The organism is Luteococcus sp., assembly GCF_043424415.1.
Lineage (GTDB): Bacteria > Actinomycetota > Actinomycetes > Propionibacteriales > Propionibacteriaceae > Luteococcus.
This window is the reverse complement of the sequence record NZ_JBHWOO010000240.1, coordinates 1-5711: the sequence shown is the minus strand read 5'-3', so window position 1 is coordinate 5711 and position 5711 is coordinate 1. Positions and strand designations below refer to the sequence as shown.

Here is a 5711-nt window from a genome sequence, read left to right as displayed (position 1 = left end):
TCGACGCGATAGCCTTGGCCAAGCAACCGATGACGTGGAGGCCACGTGAACAACGTACGAATTCAACCCACCGCCGATCTCGACGAGGGCGTCACCATCGGTGACGGTTCATCGGTGTGGCACCTGGCGCAGGTGCGCCATGGAGCAGAGCTGGGCCGCAACGTGATCGTCGGCCGTGGTGCCTACATCGGCGAGGGCGTCCACGTCGGCGACAACTGCAAGATCCAGAACTACGCGCTGGTCTACGAGCCGGCCGTCCTCGAGGACGGCGTCTTCATCGGACCGGCCGTCGTGCTCACCAATGACCACTTCCCCCGCGCGGTGAACCCGGACGGCTCCGCGAAGAGCGCCGCCGACTGGGAGCCCGTGGGCGTCACCCTCAAGGAGGGCTGCTCGGTCGGTGCCCGCGCCACCTGCGTCGCCCCCGTCACGATCGGCCGCTGGGCAACCGTCGCGGCCGGTTCCGTGGTGGTCAAGGACGTCCCGGACTTCGCCCTGGTGGCCGGGGTCCCCGCCCGTCGGATCAAGTGGGTGGGCCGTTCCGGCTTCCCGCTGGTCGAGCACGGCACCGATGCCGACGGCAACAAGAAGTTCCTCGACGAGAAGACCGGTGACGTCTTCGTCGAGGCTGACGAAATCCTGACCCTCGTCGCCGAAGGCGAAGGCCCCAACAGCTCGACGGCAGAGGGCTCTGCCGCCGCGAACACGGAGGAAAACAAGTGACCCAGTCGTTCATTCCGCCCGCCAAGCCGCTGATCGGTGAGGAGGAGATCGAGGCCGTCGCGCGCGTCATGCGCACCGGAATGCTGGCCCAGGGCCAGGAGGTCGCCGACTTCGAGACCGAGTTCGCCGCCCAGTTCACCCCCGGCCGCAAGGCCGTCGCCGTGAACTCCGGCACCTCGGGCCTGCACATCGGCCTGCTCGCCAGCGGCATCACCGCCGGTGACGAGGTCATCGTGCCCTCCTTCACCTTCGCCGCCACCGCCAACTCGGTGGCCCTGACCGGCGCCACGCCCGTCTTCGCCGACATCGACCCCGACAGCTTCTGCCTGGACCCCAAGAGCGTCGAGGCCTCCATCACCGAGCGCACCAAGGGCATCATGCCGGTGCACCTGTACGGTCACCCGGCCAACATGAAGGCCCTCCAGGAGATCGCCGACAAGCACGGCCTGCAGCTGTTCGAGGACGCCGCCCAGGCCCACGGTGCCTCGCTCGACGGCACCCCGGTGGGCGCCTTCGGCACCTTCGGCGCCTTCAGCCTGTACCCCACCAAGAACATGACCTCGGGCGAGGGCGGCATGATCACCGTCGCCGACGCCGAGGTGGAGCGTCGCTGCCAGCTGTACCGCAACCAGGGAATGCTGAAGCAGTACCACAACGAGGTCGTCGGCCTGAACAACCGCATGACCAACATCCACGCCGCCATCGGTCGCGTGCAGCTCACCAAGGTGGGCGACTGGACGGCCCGGCGCCAGGCCAATGCCAAGTTCCTCGACGAGAACCTGCAGGGCGTCACCGTCCCGCCGGTCGCCGAGGGTGCGGTGCACGTCTACCACCAGTACACGATCCGCGTCCCCGAGGACCGCGACGGCTTCTCCTCCGCCCTCAAGGAGCAGTTCCAGGTGGGTTCGGGCATGTTCTACCCGGTGCCCAACCACCGCCTGGAGCCCTTCCAGAGCCCCGTCGAACTGCCCGAGACGGAGAAGGCCGCCAAGGAGTGCCTCAGCCTGCCCGTGCACCCCTCGCTGGAGCAGGGCGACCTGGAACGCATCGTCGAGGCAGTCAACAGCCTCGCCAAGGCAGGTGCCTGAGCCATGGCCGAGACCAAGAAGCTGCGCGCGGGCCTGATCGGCCTGGGCATGATGGGCCGCCACCACGCCCGCAACCTACGCTCCATCGACGGCGTCGAGCTGGTCGGCGTCGCCGACGCGATGGGTGACCCGCACGGCGTGGCCGGCAACCTCGAGGTCAAGAAGAACATCGACGAGCTGATCGCGCTCGGCCTCGACTACTGCGTCGTGGCCGCCCCGACCGTCTACCACGACGAGATCGGCACCAAGCTGGCCGAGGCCGGCGTGCACGCTCTGATCGAGAAGCCGCTGGCCAAGGACACCTCCTCGGCCAAGGGTCTGGCGGAGCTCTTCGCCAAGAAGGGCCTGGTGGGTGCCGTCGGCCACATCGAGCGCTACAACCCGGCGCTGCAGAACCTGCGCAAGCGCCTGGAGGCCGGCGAGCTGGGCGACCTGTACCAGGTGGCCACCCGCCGCCAGGGACCCTTTCCGAACCGGATCGCCGACGTCGGCGTCATCAAGGACCTCGGCAGCCACGACATCGACCTGACCGCCTGGGTGACCCAGCGCGACTACGAACTGGTCGCGGCCCGCTCGATGTTCAAGTCGGGCCGCCAGTACGAGGACATGGTCTCGGCCACCTGCCAGCTCTCGGGCGGCCTGATGAGCAACCACCTCGTCAACTGGCTGACCCCCGCCAAGGAGCGGCTGTGCATCGTCACCGGCGAGAAGGGCATGTTCGTCGCAGACACCCTGACCGCCGACCTGACCTTCTACGGCAATGGCACCGCCCACGAGACGTGGGAGGACCTGGCCCAGTTCCGTGGTGTCAGCGAGGGTGACGTCACTCGCTTCGCCATCCCGAAGCCCGAGCCGCTGCGCACCGAGCACGAGAACTTCCGTGATGCCGTGCTGGGCAAGGACGCGGACATCGTCACGCTGGTGCAGGGCGCTCGCGTCGTGCAGGTGTGCGAGGCCATGATCGAGAGCTCGAAGACGAACCAGTTCGTCGAGATCATCTGATCCCTTCCCCGGCCCGGCGGGGACAATGGCGGGGGCGGACACCACCTGGTGTCCGCCCCCGTCTGCCGTTCCCGCTCAGTCGCGCGAGGCCACCTGCCAGGCCGCGGCCACCAGCGCATCGTCGACCCGCAGCCCGAAGACCTCGCGCAGCTCCTTGGCCGGAACCAGCCGGAACCAGCCGTGGACGGTGCTGCGCGGCGTGGGATCGTCCAACGGCAGGGCGACGGTCGGGGTGCCGGCGCCGAAGCCCGGGTCCACCAGCACCGGCCTGCCGTCCACCTCGGCGAGGGTGGCCTGGTGGGTCAACGGTCCGAGCTCGGGGTTCGGCCGCAGCAGGATGCGGGCCAGCACGGGCTCGGAGGGCACCTGCAGGGCCGCGAGCACCTGGCGCACCAGTGCCGCATGCTCGTGGCAGTAGCCGCCGCGCTGGTCGTCGAGCAGTCCGAGCGCCGAGCGGCCGCCAGAGGCGGCGCGGTCCCGTGCCCGGGCCGTCGTGGTGTCGAGGCCCAGACGCTGCAGGTAGCGCTGCAGAAGCCGCCGGGAATCAGGATCGGGGACGGTCTTCGGGGCAGCCGGTGCGGTCCCGGGGTCCTGGACGGTCGGGTCTTCGGCGATGTCCATGGTCCTCCTGTCGGGGTGGGTGCAGGGCGAGCGGTGCTCGAGTCCCATTGCGCCGCTGTGGCGATGGCCTGCCCTGGACAGACTTCGGGCCCGGAGGCTGATGCCGTCCGGGCCCGCATGGTCTGCTGCGTCGGATCCCCCGATCCTCGTGCAGCGGTGGCTCGTCGCATCCCCCGATGCCTTCGAGCCGTCCTGTTGTCCATCCCCCGATGTTTCACAGGAGTGAGTCCATCTCGCGATGTCCTCGTGCCGTGGCTGCTTCCCCCGAAGCCTCCGTGGCTTCCAGTTCCCCCGAACTGGACTCTGCCCTGCAGATCCCCCGATCCGCCGTGGCGATGACTCAATACTCCCGCCCGGAGGGGGTGCCTCAAATGGAAAAAGTGATTGCAGGCTTGATCACTTTGGCTGGAATGCATGAAACAGGCCCTTTTTGTCCCTTGGTCGGGGGACAAGAAGGGGTCCGTGTCCCATGAACAGGGGACAAATGTGGGGTTTCCAGTGTCACGCGAACAGGTGACACGGAAATGCTCGTCAACTTTCACTCCCGGGCGTGACGCACGCACGGATCCCGGCACTGGCCACGGCCGGCAGTGTCCCGGAGGGCAGTGACCATGCGGGGCGTCCTTACCACGCACCCCGGCCCGCGGCGGTAGGCTCTGGGAAGACTTCAGCACTTCCCCCGTGCTCCTGAAAGGACCTCCATGAAGATCGCCGTCATCGGGATGGGCAAGATCGGCCTTCCCCTCGCCGTCCAGTTCGCGTCGAAGGGCCACGAGGTCTTCGGTGTGGACGTGCAGCAGCGCGTCGTGGACACGATCAACGAGGGTCGCGAGCCCTTCCCCGGTGAAGCCCACCTGGGGGAGAAGCTGGCCGAACTGGTGCCCGCGGGCAACCTGAAGGCCACCACCGACTACTCCGAGGCGATCCCCGGCATCGACGCCATCGTCATCGTCGTCCCGCTCTTCGTCAACGACGAGACCTGGCAGCCCGACTTCGCCTGGATGGAAGACGCCACCAAGTCCTTCTCCGAGCACCTGACGCCCGGCACGCTCATCTCCTACGAGACCACGCTGCCGGTCGGCACCACCCGCAACCGCTGGAAGCCGATGGTCGAAGAGCTCTCCGGCCTGGTCGAGGGCAAGGACTTCCACCTCGTCTTCAGCCCCGAGCGCGTGCTCACCGGCCGCGTCTTCGCCGACCTGCGCAAGTACCCCAAGCTTGTCGGCGGCCTGTCGGAGGAGGGCACCAAGAAGGCCATCGACTTCTACGAGGCCGTGCTCGACTTCGATGAGCGCCCCGACCTGCCCGAGGGCAATGGCGTCTGGGACATGGGCACCGCCGAGGCCGCCGAGATGGCCAAGCTCGCCGAGACCACCTACCGCGACGTCAACATCGGTCTGGCCAACCAGTTCGGCAAGTTCGCCGAGAAGAACGGCATCGACGTCTACAAGGTCATCAAGGCCAGCAACTCGCAGCCCTACAGCCACATCCACCTGCCCGGCATCGCCGTGGGCGGCCACTGCATCCCGGTCTACCCGCGCCTGTACCTCTACACCGACCCCGACGCCACCATCGTGCGCACCGCGCGCGAGGCCAACATGACCATGCCCGAGCATGCCGTCACCCTGGTCGAGGGCGCCCTCGGCGGCCTGAAGGGCAAGAAGGTGCTCATCCTGGGCGCCTCCTACCGCGGCAAGGTGAAGGAGACCGCCTTCAGTGGCGTCTTCCCGGTCTTCCAGGTGCTCAGCGCCCGCGGCGCGGTGGCCACCGTCAGCGACCCGATGTACACCGCCGACGAGCTGGCCAGGCTGGACCTCAACCCGCACACCGATGGCGACCAGGTCGATGCGGTCATCGTGCAGGCCAACCACCCCGAGTTCGGCGAGCTCGGCGCAGCCGACTTCCCCGGCGTGCAGGTGCTGGTCGACGGCCGCAACTGCACCGACGCCGCCAAGTGGGAGGGCGTCAAGCGCTTCGTGATCGGCGACGGCGAGGCCTGAGCCACACCCTCCCGATGGGGGCCGTCACCGCACCGCGGGGGCGGCCCCTTCCTCTTCCCTCGCGCGGTCCGTGGGCGCAGGCGGTAGGTTTGTCGGGTTCCAGCACGCCCGGAAGGCAGACAGCGATGACGAAGTTCCTGCACCTCACCACGGCCCACCCGCCGCGCGACAACCGCATCTTCAACAAGGAATGCTGTGCCCTGGCTGCCGATGGCCTGGATGTCACCCTGATCGCCACCGACGCGGGGACCGAGGACGTCGACGGGGTGCACAGAGC

5 protein-coding genes are annotated in these 5711 nt (G+C 68.2%); 4 read left to right on the top strand and 1 reads right to left on the bottom strand.

Annotated elements, in window-relative coordinates; all coding sequences use genetic code 11:
- The first annotated feature begins 45 nt into the window (after positions 1 to 45).
- The 3 genes from ACHFFZ_RS13895 to ACHFFZ_RS13885 are packed head-to-tail and all read left to right on the top strand — an operon-like array spanning position 46 to position 2813.
- On the top strand, positions 46 to 723 hold the full coding sequence (locus tag ACHFFZ_RS13895; RefSeq protein ID WP_394277200.1) for an acyltransferase: 678 nt from the start codon (positions 46 to 48) through the stop codon (positions 721 to 723).
- Positions 720 to 1811 carry a DegT/DnrJ/EryC1/StrS family aminotransferase gene (locus tag ACHFFZ_RS13890; protein WP_394277199.1) on the top strand — a complete coding sequence of 364 codons (1092 nt, stop codon included), beginning with the start codon at positions 720 to 722 and terminating at the stop codon, positions 1809 to 1811. Before ACHFFZ_RS13895 ends, ACHFFZ_RS13890 begins: the two co-directional genes overlap by 4 nt.
- A 3-nt stretch (positions 1812 to 1814) precedes the next feature.
- Positions 1815 to 2813 carry a Gfo/Idh/MocA family protein gene (locus ACHFFZ_RS13885; protein WP_394277198.1) on the top strand — a complete coding sequence of 333 codons (999 nt, stop codon included), beginning with the start codon at positions 1815 to 1817 and terminating at the stop codon, positions 2811 to 2813.
- 75 nt (positions 2814 to 2888) lie between these two features.
- Here the strand turns inward: ACHFFZ_RS13885 and ACHFFZ_RS13880 are convergent, their stop codons facing one another.
- Positions 2889 to 3434, bottom strand: a complete 546-nt coding sequence (locus tag ACHFFZ_RS13880; RefSeq protein WP_394277197.1) for an arylamine N-acetyltransferase — start codon at positions 3432 to 3434, stop codon at positions 2889 to 2891.
- A gap of 701 nt (positions 3435 to 4135) precedes the next feature.
- Between ACHFFZ_RS13880 and ACHFFZ_RS13875 the strand changes: the two genes are divergently transcribed.
- The gene (locus ACHFFZ_RS13875) at positions 4136 to 5434 is read left to right on the top strand and encodes a nucleotide sugar dehydrogenase (RefSeq protein ID WP_394277196.1); all 1299 of its coding nucleotides are present in this window, start codon (positions 4136 to 4138) and stop codon (positions 5432 to 5434) included.
- Positions 5435 to 5711 lie beyond the last annotated feature (277 nt).